20 protein-coding genes and 3 pseudogenes are annotated in these 23,913 nt (G+C 61.9%); 7 read left to right on the forward strand and 16 right to left on the reverse strand.

The window, feature by feature from the left end:
• Positions 1-142 (forward strand): annotated as a pseudogene (locus FS320_RS15785) (ATP-binding protein); the annotation flags it as partial.
• An 11-nt stretch (positions 143-153) separates the two neighbouring features.
• Here the strand turns inward: FS320_RS15785 and FS320_RS15790 are convergent.
• The 3 genes from FS320_RS15790 to FS320_RS15800 are packed head-to-tail and all read right to left on the reverse strand — an operon-like array spanning position 154 to position 4,545.
• Positions 154-1,473, reverse strand: a complete 1,320-nt coding sequence (locus FS320_RS15790; RefSeq protein ID WP_152712808.1) for a hypothetical protein — start codon at positions 1,471-1,473, stop codon at positions 154-156.
• A gap of 34 nt (positions 1,474-1,507) precedes the next feature.
• On the reverse strand, positions 1,508-3,370 hold the full coding sequence (locus tag FS320_RS15795) for an ABC transporter ATP-binding protein (protein ID WP_244627169.1): 1,863 nt from the start codon (positions 3,368-3,370) through the stop codon (positions 1,508-1,510).
• Between the two features lie 5 nt (positions 3,371-3,375).
• Positions 3,376-4,545 carry a beta-glucosidase gene (locus tag FS320_RS15800; protein ID WP_152712809.1) on the reverse strand — a complete coding sequence of 390 codons (1,170 nt, stop codon included), beginning with the start codon at positions 4,543-4,545 and terminating at the stop codon, positions 3,376-3,378.
• A 648-nt stretch (positions 4,546-5,193) separates the two neighbouring features.
• On the opposite strand from FS320_RS15800, the gene FS320_RS15805 reads away from it, so the two are divergent.
• A protein-coding gene (locus tag FS320_RS15805; RefSeq protein ID WP_244627170.1) for an IS630 family transposase occupies positions 5,194-6,151 on the forward strand; the annotation gives its coding sequence in 2 pieces (ribosomal slippage) (positions 5,194-5,544 and positions 5,546-6,151; 957 coding nt in all).
• Between the two features lie 308 nt (positions 6,152-6,459).
• Positions 6,460-6,678, forward strand: a pseudogene (locus FS320_RS15810) (XdhC family protein); the annotation flags it as partial.
• A gap of 59 nt (positions 6,679-6,737) precedes the next feature.
• On the opposite strand, the gene FS320_RS15815 reads toward FS320_RS15810, so the two are convergent.
• The 5 genes from FS320_RS15815 to FS320_RS47905 all read right to left on the reverse strand — a co-directional run bounded on the left by FS320_RS15815 (position 6,738) and on the right by FS320_RS47905 (position 10,998).
• Positions 6,738-7,598: an SDR family oxidoreductase gene (locus FS320_RS15815; RefSeq protein ID WP_152712811.1), complete on the reverse strand. Its 861-nt coding sequence runs from the start codon at positions 7,596-7,598 to the stop codon at positions 6,738-6,740.
• Between the two features lie 20 nt (positions 7,599-7,618).
• On the reverse strand, positions 7,619-8,803 hold the full coding sequence (locus FS320_RS15820) for an SMP-30/gluconolactonase/LRE family protein (protein WP_152712812.1): 1,185 nt from the start codon (positions 8,801-8,803) through the stop codon (positions 7,619-7,621).
• A gap of 122 nt (positions 8,804-8,925) precedes the next feature.
• Complete coding sequence (locus tag FS320_RS15825) at positions 8,926-9,135, reverse strand: hypervirulence associated TUDOR domain-containing protein (RefSeq protein ID WP_152712813.1); 210 nt, start codon at positions 9,133-9,135, stop codon at positions 8,926-8,928.
• A gap of 101 nt (positions 9,136-9,236) precedes the next feature.
• Complete coding sequence (locus tag FS320_RS15830) at positions 9,237-10,556, reverse strand: thiamine pyrophosphate-dependent enzyme (RefSeq protein ID WP_244627171.1); 1,320 nt, start codon at positions 10,554-10,556, stop codon at positions 9,237-9,239.
• A complete protein-coding gene (locus tag FS320_RS47905; protein ID WP_244627172.1) occupies positions 10,510-10,998 on the reverse strand; it encodes a thiamine pyrophosphate-binding protein in 489 nt (162 codons plus the stop codon). The genes FS320_RS15830 and FS320_RS47905 overlap by 47 nt, the downstream gene beginning before the upstream one ends.
• Positions 10,999-11,739: 741 nt before the next feature.
• Between FS320_RS47905 and FS320_RS15835 the strand changes: the two genes are divergently transcribed.
• Complete coding sequence (locus FS320_RS15835) at positions 11,740-13,056, forward strand: hypothetical protein (RefSeq protein WP_152712814.1); 1,317 nt, start codon at positions 11,740-11,742, stop codon at positions 13,054-13,056.
• 57 nt (positions 13,057-13,113) lie between these two features.
• On the opposite strand, the gene FS320_RS15840 is transcribed toward FS320_RS15835, so the two are convergent.
• Positions 13,114-13,311, reverse strand: a complete 198-nt coding sequence (locus FS320_RS15840) for a hypothetical protein (RefSeq protein WP_152712815.1) — start codon at positions 13,309-13,311, stop codon at positions 13,114-13,116.
• 788 nt (positions 13,312-14,099) lie between these two features.
• On the opposite strand from FS320_RS15840, the gene FS320_RS15845 reads away from it, so the two are divergent.
• Together FS320_RS15845 and FS320_RS15850 are read left to right on the forward strand one after the other, a co-directional pair.
• Positions 14,100-14,987: an alpha/beta fold hydrolase gene (locus tag FS320_RS15845; protein ID WP_152712816.1), complete on the forward strand. Its 888-nt coding sequence runs from the start codon at positions 14,100-14,102 to the stop codon at positions 14,985-14,987.
• 472 nt (positions 14,988-15,459) lie between these two features.
• Positions 15,460-16,173 (forward strand): DUF6766 family protein, encoded by a 714-nt coding sequence (locus tag FS320_RS15850; RefSeq protein ID WP_425294299.1) that lies wholly within the window; start codon positions 15,460-15,462, stop codon positions 16,171-16,173.
• Positions 16,174-16,372: 199 nt separating this feature from the next.
• On the opposite strand, the gene FS320_RS15855 is transcribed toward FS320_RS15850, so the two are convergent.
• The 5 genes from FS320_RS15855 to FS320_RS15875 form a co-directional block, all read right to left on the reverse strand.
• On the reverse strand, positions 16,373-17,089 hold the full coding sequence (locus tag FS320_RS15855; RefSeq protein WP_152712818.1) for an MIP/aquaporin family protein: 717 nt from the start codon (positions 17,087-17,089) through the stop codon (positions 16,373-16,375).
• Positions 17,090-17,171: 82 nt separating this feature from the next.
• A complete protein-coding gene (locus FS320_RS15860) occupies positions 17,172-18,488 on the reverse strand; it encodes a family 1 glycosylhydrolase (RefSeq protein WP_152712819.1) in 1,317 nt (438 codons plus the stop codon).
• 226 nt (positions 18,489-18,714) lie between these two features.
• On the reverse strand, positions 18,715-19,494 hold the full coding sequence (locus FS320_RS15865; RefSeq protein WP_152712820.1) for an alpha/beta fold hydrolase: 780 nt from the start codon (positions 19,492-19,494) through the stop codon (positions 18,715-18,717).
• Between the two features lie 511 nt (positions 19,495-20,005).
• Entirely contained in the window at positions 20,006-20,374 is a 369-nt protein-coding gene (locus tag FS320_RS15870; RefSeq protein ID WP_152712821.1) for a hypothetical protein, read from the reverse strand.
• Positions 20,375-20,510: 136 nt separating this feature from the next.
• On the reverse strand, positions 20,511-21,425 hold the full coding sequence (locus FS320_RS15875) for a LysR family transcriptional regulator (RefSeq protein ID WP_152712828.1): 915 nt from the start codon (positions 21,423-21,425) through the stop codon (positions 20,511-20,513).
• Positions 21,426-21,544: 119 nt separating this feature from the next.
• Between FS320_RS15875 and FS320_RS15880 the strand changes: the two genes are divergently transcribed.
• On the forward strand, positions 21,545-22,714 hold the full coding sequence (locus tag FS320_RS15880) for a mandelate racemase/muconate lactonizing enzyme family protein (RefSeq protein WP_202882868.1): 1,170 nt from the start codon (positions 21,545-21,547) through the stop codon (positions 22,712-22,714).
• 16 nt (positions 22,715-22,730) lie between these two features.
• Here the strand turns inward: FS320_RS15880 and FS320_RS15885 are convergent.
• Together FS320_RS15885 and FS320_RS15890 are read right to left on the reverse strand one after the other, a co-directional pair.
• Positions 22,731-23,137, reverse strand: a pseudogene (locus tag FS320_RS15885) ((R)-mandelonitrile lyase).
• A gap of 44 nt (positions 23,138-23,181) precedes the next feature.
• On the reverse strand, positions 23,182-23,886 hold the full coding sequence (locus tag FS320_RS15890; protein ID WP_152712829.1) for a GntR family transcriptional regulator: 705 nt from the start codon (positions 23,884-23,886) through the stop codon (positions 23,182-23,184).
• Positions 23,887-23,913 lie beyond the last annotated feature (27 nt).

The raw sequence follows: 23,913 nt of genomic DNA on the forward strand, positions 1-23,913 counted from the left end.
GAACAAGAGCATCCGGGAGTGGACCGAGCTGCTGGCCGGCGACGAGGTGCTGGCCACGGCCATCCTCGACCGCCTGCTGCACCGAGCGCATGTTCTCAACATCAAGGGGCGCAGCTATCGCCTGCGGGATCTGGAGGAGGCTCTCCAGCGGGCTCACGCTTGAGCCGTCGTAAAACTGGATGTCGCCTTATCTCGTAAATCTCGGTGTCGCTTGACATTGATCTCGAACGTCCACTCTGCGCCGCCTGGCCAGACCGTAACCATGCAAGACCCGGCCGGTGCGCAGCGTCCAACCTCACTCGCCCACGATGGTCCCTCAGTCAGACCACGCGTCCATGGGCTCATGATCATCTGGGCTACGGACACGGCTCCCATCAGGCAGATCAGGGCAACGCTGATCCGGCGCGCCAAGCGATCGTTGGCTCTCGTCCCGAGCACCAGAAGGAGCAGAAAGCACACGCAGCCGAACAGATAGTAGCGTGCTCCGCCCCATCCCGAGATGAGGCCTTCCGGATAGCCGCCGAAGGCACCGAACGTATTGAGCATCGACACCAGGGCCCATAGGAACACGAGAACTGCAACGAGACCTCTCCAGCGCGACGACCAGGCCAGCGCCGCGGCAAGGCAGATCAGCGAGAGGCTCACCAGAACGGTCGCTGTGGTGACGACATCCGCTCCCGCTTCACCTGAGCGGATCTTCGCGCCGATGAGCTCGACGATGTCGGCGCTTATGATGGGTGCGAGCACGGTTTGCAGCAGGCCCGGCATGACAAGGGTCAAGGGGGCGAACGCAAACGAGCGTCCCTCGATCGGGTTGGTGATGATGAGGACCAGCTGGATGAGTGCACAAATGCTAAGGATGACGCCCATCACGAGGTGGGGCCGTGATCGCTCGGCAATGCCGCGTAGAAAAAAGCCCGGCGCAGCGATGCAGGACGGGACGCCCGTGAGCCCGCAGGCGATCACCCAGACGTAGAGCGCGGGCTTGTAGCGCGTTTGCAGGATGTGTGGAGGAAGCGCGCAGATCAGCAGGATCGAGACGGAGCACACCCATTGCGCGTTCGTCGCCGTTGCAAAGACCTCGTAGGTCGGGGGCAGGAGAGCCCAGATGATCACGGCTGCAAAGCAAACCGATTGCCTGATGCCATAAGATGCGCAGAAAAGAACGATCAGATGGGCCGTGAATGCCGCAATGGCGAACGACAGATAGGTTGTGACATGTGCCGCCCAAGCCAGCGGCACCTGGGTGGCCAGGTAAACGATGATGTTCGTGAGAAACTGGATATTCGCGCGCACGACCAGGGTCAGCGAGTCGATGAGGCCTAGCGACTGGATCACACCGAAATAGAGCGTGCCTTCCTCGGACCACATCCGGGGAGCCATGTAAAGCGTGGGCGCCTTCAGCCATGAGACGATCAGAAACGCCGTAAGGGCGAGGGGAGCGGTCGTTCTGAGCTCATAGTCGACTTTCATCGGCTCTGCCGCTCATCGCCGAACCGCACCTCCGTCATGCGACATTCTCCACGACATCGTCCACGGACAAGCCTTCCGCCTGAAGACGCCACATGGTGTCGAACAGGCCGCCACGCTGCCGCAACTCCGTCGCGGTTCCGTCCTCCACGATCTGCCCTCCCTTGACCACGATGATGCGGTCGAAGGCGGAGAGCGTGGAGAGGCGGTGGGCAACCGCGATCACCGTGCGACCGCGCATGAGGCGCACGAGCGAGCGCTGGATCTCCATCTCGGATTCCGTGTCGAGGGCCGAGGTCGCCTCGTCCAGAATGATGACCGGAGCATCCTTCAGGAAAGCCCGCGCGATGCCGATCCGCTGGCGCTGGCCGCCCGAGAGCTTCATGCCCCGCTCGCCGACAAGGGTGTTGTAGCCTTCCGGCGTCGCGCGGATGAAGCTGTCGCAGCAGGCGGCGCGGGCGGCTGCATAGACCTCCTCATCCGTGGCGTCCGGCCGGGCAAAGCGGATGTTCTCCATGAGTGTGCGATGGAACAGCGTGATTTCCTGAGGGACCACGGCCAGGGCGGCCCGGAGAGAATCCTGCCCGACCTCTGTGAGACGCTGCCCATCGATGAGGACTTCGCCCGATTGCACGTCATATAATCTCTGCAGCAAGTGGATCAGGGTGGACTTGCCTGCCCCTGAAGGGCCCACGATCCCGACCTTCTGGCCCGGCGGGATCCGCAAGCTCAGTTCATGCACGGTGTCGGATCTAGCCTCGCCGTAGGAGAAGCTCACATCCCGGAACTCTACCGACCCGCCGCGGGCGACGAGGGGCTTGGCGTTCGGCGCGTCGACCACCGATTGCGGCTGTGCGATCACCCGCAACGTGTCCTCGATATACCCCACATACTGCGCCGTTTCGACGAGCGAGAGGGCCAAGTCCCGGGAGCTGTTGAGAATGCGGAAGGTCAGAGTCGACACGACCACCACATCACCTGGCGTGATGTCACCCAGACTCCAAAGATGCACCGCCCAGGACAGCATGCCGCCCGCCATGCCCCACAGGGCGACGTCATGCAGGGCGCGCGCTTTCTCGAGATAGAGCCAGCTGCGGCGTTGCGCTAGCGCCTCCCGGCGGAAGCCTTGGGCGAGACGCTCCGCCTCACGGGTGCGGGCCGAGAAGGATTTTACCGCCCACATGTTGGTGATCACATCGACGAGGTCGCCCGCTACGGCGCCCGCATGACCTGCATATGTCCGATGCAGCGGTCGCCCGCGCTCGCCGAACCAGATGAGCCCGCCCGTAACCGCTGTCACGAATACGGCAAGGACGAGCATCATGCGCCAGTCGACCGTCATGAACACGATCAGCGCGCCGACGAATTCTATGCAGGGCGGCAGGATGCGCCACACAACCGTATTCGTGAGAGCCCCGAAATTGCCTGCCGTCGCAGTTAGGCGCTGCCCGAGCGAGCCGGCCAGATTATCGGCGAAGTAGCGCATGGGTTGACCGTTCAGGTAACTGAACAGATCAAGGCGCATGTCCACACCGACGCCGAGGGTGGCTCGGCACGCAAGCCAACCTGTGATGCGCCAAAGGATGCTCTCGCCGGCAATGAAGGTCACGAACAGGATAAGGGCCGACCAAACTGCCGCGCTTGCCTCGCGAGGCCCCGCCATGCCATCGACGAGGAGCTTCATCACGTACTGCACGGCCACCGCGCAGCCTCCGGCTCCGACCACGGCCAGAAGCAGCGCGCCGAACTGCCAGGGGCGGCCGGCAATGTAGTGAAGGACGAACCGGTAGGGCCCCTGGAGAAAGGTGGATGGCGCCGCCATGGGCGGAGCCGGATTGATCGTGAGGCTCCTCGACCGGCTGCGCCCCGAGTTGACCAAGAGGCTATCGTCCCACCACATGAATCCTACTCCGCCGCCACTGAAGGTACAGGGCCGGTATCGCTTGCCTCGAACACTGCAAAAAGAGCCTGCTGTTGCTGCAGCTCGCGAGCAAGCCGAGGAAAGACCGCGCGGCGCCCCTGCGCGTCAGGAGCCGTCAGGAGTCCGACGCTGCAGGTCCGCTCATTGTCCCAGCCAGGGTAGTCCGCGATCGGGTAAAGACAGATCCCCTTGATCGGGACGCCGGCATCCAGGGCTGCATGCACCTCCGAGCAAACATAGTGAAACCAGGAGGACCGGCCGCAACCTTCAGCGCCCGTCTCGGCAATGAGAAGTGGGCGGCGATAGCGCAGGTGCACCTCCTCCAGCAGCGTGTGCAGGGGCCGGTATGCATGGTGGCCCATGGGAATTGTCGAGCCGCCGTGATACCATTGATTGTCGGGATAATAGTTGAGCCCGATGATATCGAGACACTCAGGCGCCCCACCTAATTCGGGCTCCTTGGCGCCGCGCAGGATGTCGAGTGCTTCAAACTGAATCTGCTGATAGGCGTACGCACTTCTGACATGCTCCTCGTCACCGAGGCCTGCTTCCACATTGATCAGCGGCTCCGCCGTTATGAATCGGGCCCTCGGATCGACGCTCCGGATCGCGTGGATAGCTGCAATTGTGGCGCGCACGAGCTGGCGCTTGAGCTCCGCGCCCCGGCCGTGACAGCAGGGATTGAAGCGACCGACCTCGCCGCCCGCCCAAGCCCAGAAGGACATTTCGTTCACGGGGCAGTAAACTGGCACATATTCGCTTTCTTCCTTCACCACCCGGGCCGTGGCGGCAGCAAAGCGTGCGAATCGGTCGATGAAGGCAGGCGACCAGATGTCGAGATCGTCGGGATAGCCATAGTGGCACAAGTCCCAGATGACATGCGTTCCGGCGGCCTCTGCGGCCCGCAACATCGGCAGAAAGCTGCTCCAGTCATAATGACCGGGCGTCGCCTCGATGAGATGCCATCGCAAGCCGTCGCGAACTGCCCGTATGCCGTGCCGGGCGAGAAGCTCGTAATCCTTCGCAGCAAGCAGGTCGTGTTGCGTGCTCGCAAGGAGATCAAGCCTGCGACCGTCGTTGCGCCAGTGGCTTGAACATTCGAAACCACCTAGGAAGAAGCTCCCGAATGTAGAAGCAATATCAGATGAAACCATAAGCGCGATTGCTCCAACCCTGCGTGATGGCGGGTAAGCGTTGGTTGCTTGAATCTGTAGCGGCCAGCCCGCGCCGAATAGCCGGCTATTCCACTTTTACGCACACAAACTTGGCTGGGCCGCAACCCGGCTACCAACAATGTGCCTATCGCTTTGTTCCAAAGCCGCTCTGATACTTTGACAGTTCTGTATGTACCGCACGCAGATAGCGGGCTGTTCTGTGCTGATATTATCGGGAAGGCTATCAGCCCGGACAGCTAAGCTTTTCATACGTTAATGCGACTCTTTTGGCGAATTCTCAGCATAGGGGCGAGTTTGTTCGGATCGTGAGGATCGGCTGGTAGCCGTGAGAGCGCGATGTCAGACGGAAACTGACTTGGGCGTGTTCGGATAGCGGCCGCTTCAGGCAAGAAGAACATCTCGTGCCGCAAGTGCGGCACTCTTGATGAGGAGGCTCATTTGAGTGAAGTGATGTTGCTGACCACGATCTTAGGCGTGGTAAGCGCGACTGCGCGAATCCTTTATCAACATCCCATTCAATGGTCCGAGGAGACGGATGACGAGCTAGAGCACCGGACTCGAAATAAGACTCTTGGGCTTCTGTGCGAGGGCAAGCTGTGATTCACTGCCTGGACCGGGAGGTGGATTATGGGTCATTGCTATTCCCTGGATCTTCGGGTGCGCGTCGCCGACTTTGTCGAGGCGGGTCACTCCTGCCGAGCGGCAGCCGAGCGCTTTGACGTCAGCGAGAGCTTCGCCATCAAGCTGGTGCGGCGAACGCGGGACACCGGCTCGCCGGCACCAGCCCGCCAAGGCCGCCCGGCCGGAGGCGGCAAGCTGGTGCCCTATGAGGGCTTCCTGATCCAGACCGTCGAGGCAAGGCCTGCCATCACGATGCCTGAACTCGCGGCTCGGCTGCTGGAGGAACACGGAGTGGTGGCGGCCCCTGCCATGCTCTCTCGCTTCCTGTGCCGGTGCGGCTTCACGTATAAAAAAACACCTGATGGCGGCGGAGTGCGCACGCGCCGACGTGCGCGATGAGCGCCGAATCTGGCACGCCCGGCGTCAGCCGCGCATGCGCGAGCAGCCGCACCGCTTGATCTTTCTCGATGAGACGTATGTCAACACCAAGATGACCCGCCTGCGCGGACGCTCTCGCCGGGGCCAGCGCCTACGCATGAAAGCTCCCTTTGGACACTGGAAAACCCATACCTTTCTCGCTGGGCTACGGTGCAACGAGTTGTGCGCGCCGTGGATCATCGATGGCCCGATCACCCGGTTGGCGTTCGAGGCTTACATTGAGACGCAGCTCGCGCCGACGCTGCACAAAGGCGATGTGGTGATCCTCGACAACCTGGCGGTCCACAAGAGCGAAAAGGCTGCGCAGTGTCTGAAGCAACGCGGAGCCTGGTTCCTGTTTCTACCTGCTTATTCGCCTGATCTTAATCCAATTGAACAGGCCTTTGCCAAGATCAAAGCGCACTTGCGCAAGGCCGAGGCCCGAACGTTCGACGCGCTCTGGCGAGCGCTCGGTGAGATCTGCAACCTGTTCGAACCCCAAGAGTGCTGGAACTACCTTAAGGCTGCCGGATATGCGTCTGTTTAACCGTCCGATGCTCTAGGCAGTTCAGCTCGCACCAAAATGCAGAACCTTTTTATGGCCTGTCCCGGAGGCAGAGTGCGGCCTGGACGAGATCATCCATCTGTTTGATACTGTCGGCCATGATCACGAGCGACGCAGACATTCTGAAGCTCGATGTCACGATCATAGATCCCACGACGCCTTTGCAACACCTGATCGATTTCGGGGCGTCACCTTGTTGGTTGGCCGAATGGCCGACGAGGCGTTGCCGCGCTTAGGCTCGATCGGCATATTGCAGTGCTGACACTGACGCATGATCCGACGATCAGGCGCTCTCGGCTGCCTTGCGATCCGACTGCTTCCACATTGGTGCGCTCGGGGCTCGAAAGTCGCATACCCAGCGGCTGGAGCGGTTGGTTGCCATGGGCTTTACGGACGCAGATCTAGCACATCTTCACGTCTCGGCCGGCATTCGTATCGGCGCCGTCTCCCCGCCGAGATCATTGCGATCCTTCGATACACCGGACGAACTTGAGACCCTCGCAACCTGACGTGTTGGGCAACAGACAGGCAGATCAACCAACCAGACTGGATCTGCCTGTCTTCTCTTTCATATAATTGGCTTTCCGCCCGTCACCGCGATGGTCGCACCTGAGACATAGCTGGAGTTCGGCTCCGCTAACATGACATAGGCCGAGGCCAGCTCCTTGGGCTGTCCTGGACGCTTCATCGGCACCTGCGAGCCGAACTCCTTCACCTTCTCAGGAGGCATGGTGGAAGGGATCAGCGGTGTCCAGATTGGGCCGGGAGCGACGCAGTTCACTCGGATGCCCTTCTCGGCAAGCAACTGCGCCAACCCTCCCGTGAAGTTCTGGATGGCACCTTTGGTCGTGGCGTAGGCCAGCAGTTGCGGGCTTGGCGTATCGGCGTTCACCGAGGTGGTGTTGATGATGGCGCTGCCCTCCCGCATATGCGGCACCGCCGCTTTGACGAGATAGAACATCGCGTGGATGTTGGTGCGGAAGGTGACGTCCCATTCCTCGTCGCTGATCTCCTCCACATCGGTGAAGGTCGCCTGGTGGGCCGCGTTGTTGACGAGGATGTCGACGCCGCCGAACTCCTGGACCGCTCGCTGCACGATGGCGCGGCAATGAGCCGGATCCTTGATGTCGCCGGGCATGAGCACGGCCTTGCGGCCGGCGGATTCGATGAGGCGCTGCGTCTCACGGGCGTCCTCATCCTCGTTGTAGTAGCTGATCAGAACGTCCGCACCCTCGCGGGCATAAGCCAACGCCACGGCCCGCCCTATGCCGCTGTCGCCGCCGGTGATGATGGTTTTCTTGTCGGCCAGACGACCCGAGCCTTTGTAGCTGTCCTCGCCGTAATCGGGCTGCGGGTCCATGGCTGCACTGGAGCCCGGCATTGGCTGCTTCTGATCGGGAAAGGGAGGTTTCGGAAAATCTTGGCTCATCGTACTGTCCTTATCCAGATTTACTGCTGTGGCTTGGCCGGTCTGTTGAGAGAGCCGGTCGCCTCTGCGCTGTCGAGCTTCATCCGCCAGAGCTGGGTGGTCAGGCTCTTGGGAGCGTCGGGCTTGTAGGTCGCTGAGTCCTGAATGCGCGACGTGGTGAAGTACAGCGTTCCATCCGGCCCTTCGGCGAGGCTGTCCGGCCAGCGCAACCGTTTATCCTGCACGAGGATGGTCGGGCGGCTGTCCTGGGCGGTGCCAAGAACGCGCACCTTGAGCGCGTCCTCCTCGGGTGCCGTCACGATCATGCGGTCCCCGCGGCGGGTGATCAGCAATCCGTCAGCCACACCGTTTTCGCTGACCTTCTCGACCTTGGACGCCAGATCCTGGTCCCCCACCTGCGCATTCTCAAGCGCATCGGTGGCGATGCGGTAGAGCGTCTTGCCCTTGATGGCCTGCCAGTAGAGATGGCGTCCGTCGGGAGTCAGCGCGATGCCGTCGGCCGCAAATTCGACGCCGCGTCCATCCGGGCGCCGCAGCACCTGACCGTCCGCCTTGACCTGCACATCCTTCTCGACCTGCGTGCTCGGGTGCCCATCGAGCACGCGGCGGGACTGACCGCTGCGCAGATCCACCACGACGAGCGCGCCTTTGACTCCGGAATCCGTGATGTAGGCGTGGCGGCCGTCAGGGGAGAAGCGCGCGTCATTCAGATAGGAGCCCTGAGGGGCGATTTCCTCATTGAAGGAAATCGTCTGGATCGGCTGGTTCGTTTTGAGATCAATCTTCACCGGCTTCGGCCCGCCGGAGACGACCTTGTCCTGTGCCGGTGCTGCCGGATCAAGAACCCAGAGGTTGCCTTGACCGTCTGCCACCACGCTTTGCACGCAAACCCAGTGGTCCTGCGGCGACATCTCATCCTTCCGGGCATTGCGCCACTCGTTCCAGCCCTGGTCAGGATAAGGTTTGAGCGAGCCGTCCTTCATCACCTCGGCCACGGAAACCGGTGCATCCTCGGTCCAGCGGGGAACGTTGACGAAGATCCTTCCGTCCTGCGAGACGGCCACACCGGTAACCTGATGATCGAAGGTCGCGACCTGCTCAAACGGTTGCTGCGACGGGGTCTGAGCGAGGGCTGAGCCGAAACCTGCGGAGGCAGCGAGGCAAACGCCGAGCAGAAGCCTTGTATGAAGAGGAGCGTTGCGCATGGAGCTTCCTATCAGATGTCAGGGTAGGGAGGTGGCGCACACGTCTCCCACGGTCCATCAACCAGACGGGACTCTCCTCGTTCCATCAAAGAGCTCTCTTCACCTTGCACGTCAGGACGTGTTCACGCCTTCTTGAGTTCGCTCGGCTTATGCGCGGCGGTTTTTCCCGACTTGTCGCTTTTGACGATGTATTGCGGGTTGCCTTTCGCAGCCGCCACCTTGTGGCCTTTAATCTGCGTCGGTCTGGTCTGCTTCTTTACGACCTTGCCGATGCTGTGGCCGCCTGAGGAGTCCCAGGATACTTTGTCTCCGGTTTTGAGTGACTTCGCCATCGCAAGCTCCTCGCAAGGACCATGTAAAATCGGCAACTCAGTCCCACGGGCTCTGGTCCTTAGAGTGATATCGTGCCGCGTCCGGCGGAGGTCTGACGCTCTCAATCCTGAAGCATCGTGTGAGCGGGCTCCTCTGCAAGGGCCCGTTCGATCTCCTCGCGGCCAGGAGTTCCGGCGCGCAGGGCCTTCTCCAGATTTTTGGCGTATTTCTCCATGCGTTTAGGCGGCAGAAGCGGGTCGTTGGGATCGACAATGGCCTCGACCAGAGCCGGTCCCGACTCGGCAAGGGCTTGGTCGAGCACGGGTCCGCATTGCTCCGGGTCCTCGACACGGAACCCTCGGATGCCGAAGCCCTCGGCCACCTTCGCGAAATCGATGGGAGTGAGGTCGCACTCGTATTCCGGATTGCCGAGGAACATCATCTGCTCCCATTTGATCTGGCCGAGGGTGTTGTTCTTCACCACCACGATCTTGATCGGGAGCCGGTAGCGAACCACCGTCGCGAGTTCTCCCAGAAGCATGCTCAAGCCGCCGTCGCCCACGAAGGCCACGACTTGCCGGCCGGGGAAGGCCAGTGCCGCGGCAATGGCATAGGGGATGCCGCAACCCATGGAGGCGAGAAGGCCCGAGCCCGAGAACATCCGATCTCCGCGTGCTTCGACATAGCGGGCGAGAAGGCCTGTGTTGTGGCCGGAATCCCAGGTCACGATGGCATTGTCGGCAAGCCGTCCGTTGAGATCGCGGGCGATGCGCCCCGGCTTCATGGGCAGCTCGTTCTTCTCGACCGCATCGTGCAGCAGCTGGCGCCATTCGGCCATGCCCTGCTGGGCCTGTTCCAGGAAGCTGCGATCCTCCTTGCGGGTGAGCTGCGCGTTGAGCATCTCGAGCGCCGCTCGGGCATCTCCCACGAGCCCAACTTCGGCCGGAAAGCGAAGGCCAATGCGGGTCGGGTCCCTATCGATCTGCACGCCGCGCGCTTGATCGGGCTTGGGATAGTACTCGATGTAGGGAAAGGTCGAGCCGACGATCAGCAGCGCGTCGCATTGCTCAAAAGCTTCCTGAGAAGGCCGTGTGCCCAGAAGGCCGATGCCGCCGGTGGTCAGCGGATGATCGTCCGGCACGACCCCCTTGCCGAGCAGCGCCTTGACGATGGGAGCCCCGAGGAGGTCTGCCGTGCGGATCAACTCGTCACGGGCATGATAGGCGCCTTGCCCGGCCAGGATCGCCACTTTCCGTCCCGCGTTCAGGATCTCCGCCGCATGGGCGATGGCTTCCGGATCGGGAATTCCCGTTGATTGCGTCTGTGCGAAGGAGGCGTGATGCGGAACGTTGCGATCCGAGGGTTTCGTCGTCGCCTCCGGCTCCTCCTGCACGTCAACCGGAATGGCCACATGAGCAACGCCCCGATGGGTGAGCGCCATGCGGCAAGGCGAGCTCCACGGTGTTCTCAACCTGCCGGGGGCTCATGATCCGTGCCGTGTAGAGGGCCACATCCTGGAACAGCTTGGTATGGTCGACATCCTGCTGCGTAAAGGTGTCGACGAGATCGTGGTAGGGCAGGCCGGTGATTGCGAGGACTGGAGCCCGGTCGAACTTGGCATCATAGAGGCCATTGAGCAGGTGAATGCCGCCCGGTCCCGTCGTGGCAAGGCAGCAGCCGAGCTTGCCGGTGAACTTGGCATAGGCACAGGCCATGAAGGCAGCGGATTCCTCGTGCCGGACCTGGATGAAGCGAATACGGTCGGAGCGGGTACGGATCGACTCCATCACGCCGTTGATGCCGTCTCCCGGCATGCCGAACACCACCTCGACGCCCCAGGCGATCAGACTCTCGACCAGAACATCGGCTCCGTTGCGGGACATCGTAGGCTCCGTGTTGAAGATGCAAAGCCGACTCGACAGTTGCAGGATGGTCCGAGCGGCCATTGACAGGGCTGGCACCTCACAGCTGAACTCATGCGCGCTTGGGTTGTTCCGGCTCCCTTAGATCAAGCCAGCCTGTCAGGACTGCACCATCTCTGGTTTCATCTGCCGCAGCCCTCGCGAGCTGCTTAACGCAGATTACCTGAATTCAGAGATCGGCCTGGAGGCGCTCGGCAGATCGTTTGGCTCTCACCATCGGAATTGGATCCTTGTGACATATTCCGGCAGAAGACTGATTTTCTGGGACACGGCGCGGAGCGGACCTTTGCACGGCCGCGCCCAGAGACCGCCCTCGACCCAGTGCAGGCCTTCCTTGGGTTGTGCTTCGACACCACCAGCCTCGGTCCAAATCGCAACAGTTACCGTTTCATCTGTCTCTCCGGGACAGCAAGCACCATCATTGGCTTCAAGCCTGCCTGTCGCGTAGCCCAGAGTATTGAAACGGATCGCTTCAGGATTGTTGACATTCTATTTGGGGTGATTTGGCCAACGGGAGGCTCAAAGAACTTGAGCGTGTGCGAGCATACCTGATGCGCTGGTTCGCTCGGAAATGAGCAAAACCCTAGATGGTTCTAGGAGCGCGAGAATCTTGGAGGAGGTCCCGTCCGCAGCAAGCTACCAAGCCATTTCAGCCCTCATGGGCATCAAGGATTTCAGGCTATTCGTTGAGGAGGACCTTTTATGTCCAAGCCATCGCTTTATTTCAACGCGACCACGGAAGAGCATGGAGCAGAGCTCTATTATGTCCCTCAGGGAGGCACTCGGGCGACCCTGATCGATCTGATTCCGGGCTCGGTCGGATCCGATCCTGCCGGCTTCATCACTCTGGAAGACCAAATCTATTTTTCGGCCTATGCTCCGGGACATGGCTATGAGCTTTATAGCCTCGCTCCCGGAAGCTCCAAACCCTCATTGATCGAAATCGAGAGTGGCCGGGAGAGTTCATACCCGCACAATTTCACGGTCTACAAGGGACAGCTCTATTTCACCGCCACCACGGCAGAGAATGGCACCGAACTCTATCGTCTCTCTCCCGAGAGCAATGTGCCGACCCTGATCGATATCAATCCCGACCGTAGCGGACCCAATCCGTATACCGTGGGTTCTGACCCGAAGAACTTCCATATCTATAAGGGGGCCCTCTACTTCACCGCCTTCACGGACGCGCGGGGAGAGGAACTCTATCGCCTTTCTACCGACAGCAACAAGCCAACCGTGATCGACATCAGTCCCGGCCCGAGGAGTTCGATGCCAGGGATCTTCGGAGACTTCACGGAGTACAAGGGACAACTCTATTTCACGGCAGATACACCGCAGAGCGGAGTCGAGCTGTATCGGCTGTCCCCCGGCAGCACAAAACCCATTCTGATCGACATGACCCCTGGTTCGGCAGGATCATTCTCCACTTACTTTAATGGTTTCGAGGAGTTCGATGGCAAGCTCTACTTTGCCGGATTCAGTGCAAAGACTGGGGCGGAGCTCGCTTATCTCGACGGCACAAGCAGGACGCCGACCGTGATCGATATCAACCACGGTCCGGCCTTTTCATTCCCGAACGACCTCACCGCTTTTCGGGGCAACCTTTATTTCACGGCTTCGACGGAGGAGCATGGCACCGAACTCTACCGCCTCCCTCGTGGCAGCACGAATCCGGTCCTGATCGATCTCAATCCAGGCTCCGCCGGCTCGACCCCGCATGACCTGACCGTCTTCAAGGGCAGTCTCTACTTCACAGCAAGCTCGAAGGAGCATGGCATCGAGCTCTACCGGATCTCTCCCGGCAAGACGAAACCAGCGCTGATCGACATCAATCCGGGGACGGCCGATTCTTCCCCATCGGACTTTGCCACGTTCGATGGCAGACTTTACTTCACGGCCAGTTCACACGATCACGGCCGTGAGCTCCACGGCCTTTCTCCCGGCAGTCAGAAGCCGAGCGTCATCGACATCAATGCCGGCGTTGCGGACTCCTATCCTCACGAATACTTCATGCTGTGACGATAGTAAAAAACGCTTCTGATCAGAGCGGCGCTGAAAACGAGGTCAGGCGGAGTTCTAGACAACGAGTTGCCGTTGCGTGCGCGTCAAGACGTCCACGGGTACTTCCATTTCCTGGGCGGTGAAGTCGTCGCCGTAGGCGTGCGTCACGTGCTGGTCTGGCTCGAGGCTGTCGTCGGCGCAGAGGGCCTTCGCCTTCGCGTTGATCTCGTCATTCGTTACGCGGGATGTAGCCGGTGCCCTCGAGTGCAACACCAATCAATCCGAAACCGACTTGATTGGGGGAAGAGGCTCGCCGCGCTGCTCCAGGCAGCGTGTCAGCTCTTGGATGACCCAGCGTCTGGCCTGGCGTTTCGAGGGCCGCTTCATGATAACCTCCTGCGATGGATCCCAGTATCGCTCGAAACAGCCTATCCTTCTGTGAACGGCAGCACACAAGCCTTATGTGACGTGGCTCACAGTCAGCACGCGATGAAGCGGCTAGAGCTAAGGAGTTCCTCGTGGTCCTCCCTCACTTAAGCGCCTCGGTATCGAACCGAGGCGCTCTTTCCGGCCCAGTTCCATCCACGTCTCTCAGCGAACTTCTGCCTGTCCGCAGTCGAGGATTCGGCGTGCGGGACGCTGTGAACCCGAAAGTCTCCAAATGGCGCTGAGCTGAAGTACAAGCCGAGCGTCCGCTTTTACACGGCGACCAGAGCTCAACACTGCCGCGCTTAAGGGCTGTTCCTGACCCAATCCGCACATTCCGGAAAGTCGCAGAAATTTGTCGGCGTGAAGCAGCAAGCCGCCATTGTGCAGTGCGGCAACCGGTTTGGACCTTCTGCGTTGTCTGATCTCACATCTCACGGGAGAGGCCAGATGCGCAGCGTGGATACGACAGCCGGAGGTAACCGAATCGCGTTCCTGGGCGAAGTCAAGCACCACGCCATCTTGGCCTTGAGAACGGGAAGGGTGGCCTTCCTCGGACAAAGCATCGCTCCAACTCTCGACCCTGGCTCGTACCTCTTTTAGCTGGCTCCGCCGCCGCTCTTGGAGCATCCGTTCTGTACAACAGGAGGCAGACTCAAGAAGCGGAGCGCCGCAATCCGCCGATTGGCAAATTCCTCAATGTGGATGGAGTGCGCCTGCACTACATCGAGCGTGGCCATGGCGATCCATTGGTGCTGATCCATGGCAACGGCACCATGGTGCAGGACTTCACGGTCAGTGGGCTCGTGGACCGGTTGGCGGAGCGCTACCGGGTGATCGTGATCGACCGCCCCGGCTATGGCTATAGCTCACGACCGCGCCAGCTCTGGACGCCGCGAGCCCATGCTACCCTTTTCCAGAAGGCTCTGGGGCAGCTCGGGGTCGAGCGGGCAATGATCTATGGACACTCGTGGGGCACATTGGTGGCGGTTGCGCTTGCCCTGGAGTTTCCGTCGTTCGTGCGTGGCCTCGTCCTGGGGTCCGGGTACTACTACCCGACCCTGCGGGCCGACACGTTCCTCCTCTCGCCGCCGGCCATTCCGGTGATCGGTGATGCCATGCGCTACACCATCTCTCCCTTGCTCGCACGGGCCATGCTCCCTGGCATGATCAAGCGGGTGTTTCAGCCGGCAGCGGTGCCGGAGCGTTTCGAGAGGCGGTTTCCGAAAGCGTTGATGCTCCGCCCGCTGCAGCTTCGCGCAGCCGCGGAGGACGCAGCCCTCATGGTGCCGTCCGTCATGGAATTGGAACGTCACTACAGGGAGCTGACGCTGCCGGTGACGATCATCACGGGAGCCGATGACCAGATTGTGGATGTGGGTCGCCAGTCCGGGCGCCTGCATCGGGAATTGCCGCACAGCGAACTCACCGCTCTTCCAGGCCTGGGTCACATGATCCACCACCTGGCTCCCGATGCCGTCATCCGCGAGATCGATCGGTTGGCGCAGAAGTCCAAGGTCTGAACGGATCACCCAAAACCGCTGTTCCGATCTCCGCCGCTTGGGAGATGGTAAGACCCGAACGCCCGGAACAGGGACCCGCCGACGAGCGAGAGCATCAGCGAAAAATCATCAGGATCACAAAGTGGAAGAGGCAACCGCCTAGCGCTGCTCCCGCCTGTGGGCTTCCGATGTGGTGTAGGGTGACTCCCTGGGACATACGGCCCGTCTGCGAGGCGGCCCTGAGGATCTCCGGCGTTCCTGCAATCCGGCTATCGCGCACTGACGTGCGCCCATCACCGGCTTCCGTCTCGGGCACAGGCGATCTGTCACGTCCCTACGCTTCAAGGTGTGGCATCTGTCCTGGGCGGCAGTCGGGGAGAGCCGGCACGGGAGAGGTGATCGTTATCGATGTCCGAGAAGGAGCAACAGGCGGAATTGGCCTGTCCGGCTGACGAGCCTGCGCCTTGAAGCCGAGACTGGACGGCAACCAAAAATGCCGTCCGACGTTATCGAACCGTGGCAGTTCGAGTGTGAGGTCAGGTGTATGCGACGGTTCCTGCGGGACAATGGACTCTCGGTGGCATTGTTCGGCCTGTTCCTGATCTCCCTTATCGGCCAGGCGCTCACGGGATGGCGGACCCAGATCGAGGAACTCCGCCTGCATGAACTCCCTGCCATCGGTTTCCTGCCCTATCTGACCAGCGGCCACTTCATCTCGGCGGTGTTCGAGAACTGGGAGAGCGAGTTCCTCCAGATGGCGGCTTACGTGCTGCTCACCATCTTCCTGTTCCAGAAGGGGGCCTCTGAGTCCAAGAAGCCTGATGAGGACAACCCCGAGGATGAGTCGCCATCCGCTCATCGCGGCGATCCGGATGCACCCGGTCCCGTCCACCGTGGCGGCTTGCTGCTGAAGCTCTACTCGCATTCCCTCAGCATCGCGCTGGTCACGCTCTTTCTTGCCTCCTTCTGGCTGCACCTGGCGGGGAGCACGCGCCGGATCAACGAGGAGGCGCTCCAGCACCCGCAGCCGCCACAGACCATCACCGACACGCTGGTTGATCCGCAGTTCTGGTACGAGAGCTTCCAGAACTGGCAGAGCGAGTTCCTGTCGATCGGGGTGCTGCTGGTGCTCGGCATCTACCTGCGGGAACGCGGATCGCCGGAGTCCAAGCCCGTGGCCGCCCCTCATGCGGCTACCGGACACTGAGCATTCGATCTCGGACTCGGATCGGAGCGCGTTACGCCTCAGCGACAATCGTGACGACGAGCCTGGTCTCCGTTTCGGCTTCCGGTCACCGCGAACAGCAATGCGACCACGAGGTGACGTTGAGACAGCCCCGTATTAAGACCGTCCTCGAGCCACAGAAGACACTCGCTGAGTTCTGTCGCCGCTCGTTCCTTGGTTATCAAACCTCGACATGGAAGTGGAACAAGCGCGCGACTGTCACGCGAGGGAGGCGAACCGCCTCAAGTCGGACGAGAACAACGTACAGGATTGCTCCAAACGAAGGCCCCAACAGGTAGATCCATGGGTCTACGGGCACATTGGCCACAAGCGCCGGCCCAAACGAGCGCGCCGGGTTTGCGCTTGCACCGGAGATCGGGGCCTCCAGCCACACCAGCACGGAAAGGACGGCAGGCATCACGAGCGGGGTGAAGCGCCGTGTGCGGGGGTGAGCCGCTGTGGTGAGGATGGCAAGAATGAGCAGAAACGTCACTCCCGCCTCGCCCAGCATGGCGGCCCAGGCGGGCACGTGGGGACCCGGCTGGGTCGCGCCAAACGCAACGCTTTGTCCCATGGGGCCCCAAGCCAAAAGTGGCACGGCTCCGACCACGCTGCCGGCAAACTGAGCCAGCATGTAAAGAGCCGCATCGCGCCACGCCAGCTTGCCCTCCAGCCAGAACGCAAGCGTTACGGCGGGGTTGATGTGCGCACCGCTGATCCGGCCGACCGGCGAGACGGCAATGAGGGCGCCGACCGACCCGAACAACCCTCCCGTTAGAAACAAGCGCAAACCTTCGGCAGGGATCAGCCTCGATCCGGGACTGCCTTGCCCGAACATGAGGATCACAACGGACACTCCAAGCACAACCAGAAGGGCCGTGCCGATGAACTCGGCCATATAAAGAGCGGGGTGCAACCGAGAAGGAGGAGAGGGGGCGCCATGCAACGGCCGGTCCCGAGCACGCCGCGCCGGCACGCGCTCATCCCGCATGATCGGTCATCGTCGGCGATGCCATGGTGCCGCGGCGCAGGTCCTGGGCCGTTTCCTGCTGGGAGACGGCATGAGCATCGCCGAATTGACTCGGCTGAATGATCGGCAGCGTAAGACACACGCTCTGCGTTGGCAGAACCCTGCGCCATCTCTGGATCAATTGCTGATAGGCTTTGCCCACGGGCCGGATATTGCGATCCAGATCATAGAGGCCGAGGGGATTGACCCGGCCGTTGTCTTCACGCAGGGCCGTGTCCCAATCGACCTGATCCGTCAGTGAGTACCAGGTGAATCCGACGATTGGGACGCCGCTGTTGCGGACGCGCAGGACATTGGCCCATTCCTTCCGTAACCAGGTTGCCGCCTCATCACCGTTGGCGCCCTGTGCCAGATTCGTCTCAGTGTGCATGACCGGGAGGCGGTAGCGGTCGTAGTATTGCCGGGTGATCTCGGCGTATCCGAAGATTTCTCCCGCCGCCCAGGTCCGACCATCGGGCGCAACCCGATGCTCGTTCGTGACGTAGTAGTCGTTCCCCATGATGCAGTGCTGCCGCAGGTGGCGGGTCAGGAAGAACTGGTACTCGTCGCGCGTCATGCCGTTGTCCAGGAGGAACTGGTACATGTCGGAGTCGACGCGGCGTCCGTAGTTGAGATCCAGGGAGAGAAACCGGCGCGAATTCAGGGTCTCTGCGCCCCCTATCGCGTCCGGCTCGTCGGCATGGAAGTACTCGGACGACTCGCTCTGAATGAAAATCGCATCGGGGCGGATTTCAAGGATCGCCGCCATGGCCAGGACGTTCGCCTTCACGATGTGCTTGAGCGCCGTCACGAAGGCCGTGTCGTTGGCAAGCTGCTCATTCCACCAGCCGTACGCCGCCGAGAAGGTGGCACAGATGAACATCTCGTTCACCGGCGTATAGAGTTGCACCCACGGAAACCGCTGCGCAAAGGCACTCGCATACTCGGCGAACAGGGTCGGGAAATCAGGATTCTGAAAATTGCCGATCCAGTCGGGCACTCCGAAATGGCAGAGATCCACAATAGGCACGACGTCAAGGGTCTTGAGCACGCCGAACGTCTCATCCGGAAAGCTCCAGTCATACCGGCCGTGGCCGAGCCAGACGCGGTGGATCGGTGGGCCATAGCGCAGGTAACGGATGTCGAGTTCCTCCAGGAGCTCGAAATCCCTCCGCCAATGCGTGTAGTGACCGCACTTCTCAAGCTCGTCGACGCGGGCGCTGCCGTTTTTGATCGTCGGATAGCTGTTCTCGATGCCGGTCGCGAACATGAACCAGGGAGCTGCCATCGCGGGCCTCCAAGCAGGGCCCACCAAGCCCCTTGAGCAAAGTGGCCAAGCGGGCTCGCCTGACCGACGCAAGATACTGGTCTCTCAGGAAATCATACGTCGATTGCGGGCCAACGCAAAGGCGTGCCGCAGTGGTCGGCTGCCTCATTGGGCGTACTCCGACCCGTCATGTCGGATGGCCGAGGAGGAAGGACCGAAGCAGTCGGCGTCTCCGGTCAGGGGCGGATCATCCCGTTCCCGGTGCGGTGGCACACTGGGCGACGAAGCTCCGGATTGCCGTCCCGACTTCCTGCGCTGCTTCGAGCGGGAGAAGGTGCCCGGCTCCCGCAATCTCGATGCGGGAGGCATTGGCGAGGCGGGGCATGACGTCGGCTGTGATCACGTGAGGCGAAATGACCGGGTCGTCACTCCCGCCCAGCACCAGAACCGGACAGGCAACCTGCCCGGCCTGCTCCGTGATGTCTTCACGGCTGCCCTCCGCGAGCCACCAATGCCAGGCCTCAGGGGAGGTCAGGAGGTTGTCCTCGATGCAGACTGCAATGTCCGCCTCCGGGATATCCCACCGCGTGATCGCGCGAACGGTTCGCTCCGCCGAGGCGCGGTCACCGTGCGTCGCGAGCAGGCGGGTTCGTTCTCGCTCGTCCATCGGTTCGGGCGAAGGAGGTGAGGGGGCAACGAGAACGAGACCCGCCAAACCCGAAGGATTCATGGCCGCGCAGGCGAGCGCCAGCTTGCCTCCCATCGAGTGACCGACGAGAACGTAGCTGTCGAAGCGATAGTTCGCGATCTGCGTCGCGACCGCCTGGGCCACCGCGTGCACGCTGTAGGCCAGCAGCGGCGCCGAGCGGCCGAAGCCAGGGAGGTCGATGCGCAGGCATCGGCCGGTGCTCGACAGATCTCCGGCAACATGGGCCCAGGAACGCAGGGAGCCGGCGAAATAGTGAAGGAAGACGAGAGCAGGAGATCCGCTGCCTTGATCTTCGTCGTGTAGGATAACCTCGCTCATGTCCTCACCGTCAGCCGCTCAAGCCGTCGCGCCCTCCGATCGCTCTTGTGGCGGGCGACAGGGGCGGCGGAGGCCCATGGAGAGTGAGTCATTTGCGGTGTATCGCCAATGGCTATTGCGTGGATCCGCTCCGGATCTTGCGCGTTCCGGAAGCAGGTCGAACTTCTAACTGCAGATGAAAGACCTTCGCGCGCTCACGCCGGAAGGCCGTTCTTGACCGAGGCCGTGTCAAAACTCGAACAGGCTCGGCCTTGCCGAACGATTTGTACAAGTTCACGCTCCTGTACCGGGGATTTCCCGGTCTATCGAGGCTTACAGGAAATTAAATTGCTTCACGGAGCGGCCCGATCGCGTTTTGACACAGGCTCGACCCAACGCGGACGTTCCGCAGCACCGAGATGCGGGTGCTGTCGTCCGGATGCGCGCAACGGCATGCGCATAAGAAAGGGAGAAACCGGGCTCCCGGTGGGTTCACTCCCGCCCCGGAAACGCGGGCGGTAGCGGTCCGGTCTCACGTCTGGAGCGCGGACAGGGCCTGTTGCAGCTGGACGGGATCGATCGCCACTTTCAGGACCGTTCCACCGAAATCCAGGATCAGGACGGGTTTGTCTCCGCTTTGCTCGATCCGTGTGCTCAGAGGCTGCACCGGCACGCTTCTGGCATGGTTCGGCCCGGCGTCTCCGGCAAAGGCCTTGGGCGGTTTTCCCTGGTGGGTTCGCACCATTTCGTTGAGCAGGTCCGTCACGATGGGCGTTGAATCCACGGTGCCGAGAAGAACCTCATATTCGCGGCCCGTATCGGCGCGGACGCCTAGTGCTATGATTGCTCCGTCGTCCGAGACCTGGACCCGCCAGGCTGTTGAACCAATCCGCTTGACCAAAACCGTTCCTCCCGACGCACCGTCCACCCTGTGCGACCCGGACCGTCTCCCTGTCAATCCCGGCAATCCCCGCTGCAATGCCGAGCGGCCTTGACCCGAACCCGACATTCGCCGGGATGGCAGGTTTCATCGCCGGCTAAATGATGTCGCTGCCCTGTTTGCAAATGCGGCTCCACAGCTCATCCGCCGCATGGTTGCGGCAATCGGGTGACCTGAACAGGCGGATCTCAACCGGGATGTCGGAGATGTTCGGGCCAGCTCGCACGAGCCGCGTACGCGCCAGATCCTCCTCGACCAGCCCGAGAGGAAGCCAAGCGATGCCGTGTCCCTCCCGCGCCATGGTCATCAGCGTGGCGGCCAGATGCGAGGTGAAAACGCTCTCCAGCCCGGACGCCTCAGCGTTCCTGCTCTGGTGAGCGGCGAGGATGCGACCAAGGCCGGATGCGGGACTGTAGGCGAGCAGCCGCGCCGGCCTCCCGGGTGTGCCGGGAAGCGGCCAGAGAGGCTGGCCTCGTGCATCCGGCGCACAGACCGGGAGCAGGAGATCCTGCCCCACCCGGGTGCTCTCAAAGCGGCCTTCCTCGAAGCGCGTCGGCACATCGGCATGAGAGTGACAGAGCAGGAAATGGACTTCGCCCCCAAGCATGATCTGCTCGCAAGCTTCCATGCTGTCTGAGATCAGGTTGAGCGTGCCGAGCGCCTCGAAGCGCATGTGCCGGCGGATCCAGCCGGGAAAGAAGGTGAAAGACAGAGCATGGGTCGCTGCAATGGACAGCGATCCCGTCTCGCGCTCGCCCACGGTTCGCGTAGCGCGACGAGCGCGATGCAGGTTGCGCATCAAGTCTTCAGCCGATGGCAGGAAATGAAGACCGGCCCGTGTCAGGCTGGCGCCCTGGGTGCCCCGCACGAACAGGGGCGTTCCGATCCAATCCTCAAGAGCGCGGATCCGGCGGCTGAAGGCTGGCTGCGAGACATTCCGCGCCTCCGCGGCCCGGGAAAAATTCTTCTGCTCCGCCAGAGCCAGAAAATCCTCTAGCCAATTCAGGTCCATCTCGATGCCGTTCACGCATAACGCGAACCGATCTTGGCATTGGCCTATCGGCAGTGTCCAGACCTATAAAGACTTCCGCTCCCGCAGCATCCCAAATCACAGACTCCAACGCGAGAAGGTTGTCCATGCGCATCATCGACGTCCGCGAGATCACCCAGCCGATCGCCTCGCCGATCCGCAATGCCTATATCGACTTCTCGAAGATGACGACGAGCCTCGTCGCCGTCGTGACCGACGTGGTGCGCGACGGTCGCCGCGTCGTCGGCTACGGGTTCAACTCGAACGGCCGTTACGGTCAAGGCGGACTCATCCGGGAGCGCTTCCGTGACAGGATTCTGGAGGCCAGCCCCGAGAGCCTGCTCGATGAGAGCGGCGCCAACCTGGATCCGCACAAGATCTGGGCCACGATGATGAAGAACGAGAAGCCGGGCGGTCATGGCGAGCGCTCGGTCGCAGTCGGCACTCTCGATATGGCGATCTGGGATGCGACGGCCAAGATCGCCGGGAAGCCGCTTTTCCGCCTTCTGGCCGAGCGTCAAGGCCGTGAGGCCAACCCGAAGGTCTTCGTCTATGCCGCGGGCGGTTACTACTATCCGGGCAAGGACGACAGCGCCCTGCGGGCCGAAATGCGCAGCTATCTCGACCGCGGCTACAATGTCGTGAAGATGAAGATCGGTGGAGCTTCCATCGCGGAGGATCAGCGCCGGATCGAGGCGGTCCTCACCGAGATCGGTTCCCAGGCGCAGCTTGCGGTCGATGCCAACGGACGTTTCGATCTCGAGACCGGGATCGCCTACGCCAAGATGCTGCGCAACTACCCGCTGTTCTGGTACGAGGAGGTCGGCGACCCGCTCGACTATGCTCTCCAGGCCGCGCTCTCCGAGTTCTATCCCGGCCCGATGGCGACCGGCGAGAACCTGTTCTCGCACCAGGACGCCCGCAACCTCCTGCGATATGGAGGCATGCGGCCGGACCGCGACTGGCTGCAATTCGACTGTGCACTGTCCTACGGGCTCGTGGAGTACCTGCGCACCCTCGACGTGCTTGAGCAGTTCGGCTGGTCGCCCTCCCGCTGCATTCCGCACGGCGGGCACCAGATGTCGCTCAACATTGCGGCTGGGCTCGGTCCCGGCGGCAACGAGAGCTATCCCGACCTTTTCCAGCCCTATGGAGGTTTCCCGGACAGCGTGCGGGTGGAGAACGGTCACATCGTCATGCCTGAGCTGCCCGGCATCGGATTCGAGGGCAAGTCGGACCTGATCAAGGTCATGCGCGAGCTGGCGGAGTGATCGGTCGCTGAGCGCCTTATGCCTCTGGCGGCACGCGGTACTGCTCGTCCGTGACATGCTCCAGCCACGTGACATGGGTGCCGTCCAGGGCCTCCTGCATGGCGATGTGGACCATGCCGCTGGCGGGCGAAGCGCCATGCCAGTGCTTCTCGTCCGGCGGGATCCACACGGTGTCGCCGGCCTTGATCTCCCTGACGGGCCCGCCCCAGGTCTGCACGCGCCGACGCCCAGGATTACGTGAAGGGTCTGGCCGAGCGGGTGGGTGTGCCATGCCGTCCGGGCGCCCGGTTCGAAGGTGACACGGTTCGCTCGGATGCGCGCCGGAGGCGGGGCATCGATGATCGGGTCGTGCCAGACCGTCCCGGTGAAGGCATCGGCCGAGGCCCGCTTCGTCGGGAACGTTCCCGCGACGTGAATTTTCATGGAATTGTCTCCCATACGATGTTGGTGCGCGCCAAGCCGATATGTCAAAGGTGCTTGATGCCGAAGCTCTGGATCAGCGGAAGAAGCTCGTCCCGGGCGTCGATGCGATGCTGGCGGGCATGCTGGTGAGCGTCGGCCATTTGCCCTTTCCGGACCGCCTCGGCGATGCTCCTGTGGGCGGCGGCCGATCCGGTTGGCCTCGGCCGGAGCTTGAGCGTGAGCATTCGTGCCCGGTGGGCCTGGTCCGTTATGGTCTGGGCGATCCTGCGGATGCGGCTGTTGCCGCAACGCTCGACAAGGATGCGATGGAACTGATCGTCGGCGACGGCCCAGGCGTGGAGATCGTCCTCCCGAAGAGCCTGTTCCATGCGTGCGGTCGCTTCCTCGAGCTCATCGGCGACCCGTCGCCGGATTTCGTAGGGCATGGCGGCCAGCAGCTCTGCGGCTCGCGCTTCTATGGCGATGATGACATCATAGATCTCGCGAATGTCCTCCGGGGCGAGCGGGCAGACCTGGACGCCCCGCTTGGAGAGCACGCGGACGAGCCCGTCCTCCTGAAGACGGATGATAGCCTCGTGCACCGGCGTCCGGCTCATGCCGAGCCGCAGGGCGATTTCCTGCTCCGACCCTTGATAACCGGGAGGGAAGACATTGTCGCGGATCGCCTCCTTCAACGCCCTGTAGGCGTCCTCGACCAGCGAGGGCTTCCTCGCAGTCTCCTGTGCCGTGCGCACCTGCAGCTTGTCCATCATTGGGCCTCCCGCTCCATGATGCCC

The organism is Microvirga tunisiensis, from assembly GCF_009296175.1.
In the GTDB taxonomy this organism is placed as follows: domain Bacteria; phylum Pseudomonadota; class Alphaproteobacteria; order Rhizobiales; family Beijerinckiaceae; genus Microvirga; species Microvirga tunisiensis.